Genomic DNA, 1,411 nt, shown 5'->3' with positions numbered 1-1,411 from the left:
TGGTAGGCGTGTTTGAGCTGGTAGCTCGACATCTTGCGTTTGACGACCCGCGGATTGGCCCGTGGGCGGCGCTCGGGGAGCAGTTCGTCGAGGATTTCAGCGGTGACGGTGTGGTCGGCGTCATCGAGGGTCTCAGGGGGAAAAACCCGGGTGGCTGGCGGTCGTTCGGCGAGCGGCCCGGAGTGATCGGATGAACGACACTCTGTCTGGGTCATGCCCGTAATCGGTTGCCGCCGAATACATCAGCCAGCGGATCGCGTAGTGCACGCACAGGTAGCCATACACTTCCTGGATCACTCCGTCGGGCATCTTGGACCGCAGCACCAGCCCCGGGCCGCGCTGATGGGTTTTCAGCTCGTCGAAGGCGGTTTCGATCTCCCAGCGCTGGGTGTAGAGCTGGGCGAGTTCGGCGGCCGGCGCCGCGGCGGGATCGGTGAGGGTGGTGGCCAGCCGGTAGGTGCGGTCGGCGGTATCCAGGCCGGCGCCGGTGTCGGTGTCCACGGGAGCGAGCGTGTACTCCACGACCCGCACGTCGATGCCTTCGGTGTCGTTGCGGCGTGCTTTGGTCCCCGGATAGATACGGGAAGCGAAAGAGCCATCGCTGTAGCGTTTTTCGACAGGCAGCACGGCATTGGACTTCATCCGCCACAGCAGGTCTGCGCCGGTGCCACGTGCCTTGGTCCACAGCGGGTAGCTGAAGAACCCGCGATCAGCCAACAACAGCATGCCCGGCAACAGCGAGCGCAGCACCTGCTCGGCCAACGTCTGCTCACCTTGGCGGTAGGAACCGACCGCGACATCGATGATCGCGTGCGACCCGCACTCGGCCAACCCCAGCACCCGGACCTGCGGGAACGCGCCACCTCGGCCCTCCCCGCGGGAGGACGCCGGCCGGCCGAACCGCGCCACATTGGCCTCGGTGTCGGCGGCGTCCAGACACAACCCGTCCATACTCATCAACCGCCACGACCGATAGAAACCACCCGCCACCTGCGGATCAGTCAACGGCACCACCGCCTTGTCGAACAGCGCCCGCAGCGGCTCAGAACCCAGCCGCTTGCGCGCCTGAAACAAGGCGGCCTTGGTCGGCACCGACCACTCACGTGACCACCCCGACGCCCACGAAAGTCCCGCGACCAGCATCCGCATCACCTCCTCATAGGAGGACGTGGAAAACAACGCCAGACCGAGCACGTAGTACACGACCACCCGCGCCGGCAACAATCGGTGCCGGACCTCGACCCGGCCACACTCAGCGAGCACCTCATCGATCACCTCCGGCGGAAACACCCTGGTCAACACGCCCAGCGAGATGTGATCGGACAAACGCTGGTCGCTCTCCGGCTTGACCCACCCAGCGCGTGGCACGCGATTAGAATAACAAGCGTGTCATCTTAAGTAAACGGTATTG

At 65.0% G+C, this 1,411-nt stretch carries 1 protein-coding gene; it reads right to left on the bottom strand.

Features of this window, described 5'->3' with window-relative positions; translation table 11 throughout:
- Positions 1-132: 132 nt before the first annotated feature.
- Positions 133-1,368 carry an IS4 family transposase gene (locus CDN38_RS28340; RefSeq protein WP_075509842.1) on the bottom strand — a complete coding sequence of 412 codons (1,236 nt, stop codon included), beginning with the start codon at positions 1,366-1,368 and terminating at the stop codon, positions 133-135.
- Positions 1,369-1,411 lie beyond the last annotated feature (43 nt).

The organism is Mycobacterium ostraviense (genome assembly GCF_002705925.1).
GTDB lineage: Bacteria > Actinomycetota > Actinomycetes > Mycobacteriales > Mycobacteriaceae > Mycobacterium > Mycobacterium ostraviense.
This window is presented reverse-complemented; position numbering and strand designations above follow the sequence as displayed.